Annotated in this window: 1 protein-coding gene; it reads left to right on the forward strand. The window is 71.7% G+C overall.

Annotation, left to right across the window (positions count from 1 at the left end):
• The coding region (locus N5079_RS35125; protein ID WP_261588540.1) for an AMP-binding protein at positions 1 to 650 on the forward strand (650 nt) is incomplete at both ends.

The following is a 650-nucleotide window of genomic DNA, read 5'->3' on the forward strand; positions in this document are numbered from 1 at the left end:
GGTGTGGCTGACGGCTGGGCTGTTCCGGCTGGTCGCGGCGGAGGCGCCGGGGTGCCTGGCGGGGGTGGGGGAGGTGTGGACCGGCGGGGATGTGGTCCCGGCCGGTGCGGTGCGGCGTGTCATGCAGGCGTGCCCGGGGGTGCGGGTGGTCGATGGGTACGGCCCGACCGAGACGACGACGTTCGCGACGAGTTTCCCGATGGGTGAGCTGGGCGGGGTTCCGGACAGTGTGCCGATCGGGTCTCCGTTGGACAACATGCGGGTGTATGTGCTGGATGGGTCGTTGCATCCGGTGCCGGTGGGGGTGGCCGGCGAGTTGTACATCGCGGGTGCGGGGCTGGCCCGGGGGTATCTGGGCCGGGCGGGGTTGACCGCGCAGCGGTTCGTGGCCGACCCGTTCGGTCCGGCGTTGTTCGGGGAGCCGGGGTCGCGGATGTATCGCACCGGGGATGTGGTGCGGTGGCGTTCGGATGGGGTGGTGGAGTTCCTGGGCCGGGCCGATGAGCAGGTGAAGATCCGGGGGTTCCGGATCGAGCTGGGCGAGATCGAGGCCGCCCTGCAGGCCCATCCGGATGTGGCGCAGACCGTGGTCGTGGCCCGGCAGGAGGACTCCGGCCGTAAACACCTGGTCGCCTACGTGGTCCCCGCCG

It is taken from the genome of Planotetraspora sp. A-T 1434 (genome assembly GCF_025420585.1).
GTDB lineage: Bacteria > Actinomycetota > Actinomycetes > Streptosporangiales > Streptosporangiaceae > JAOEGB01.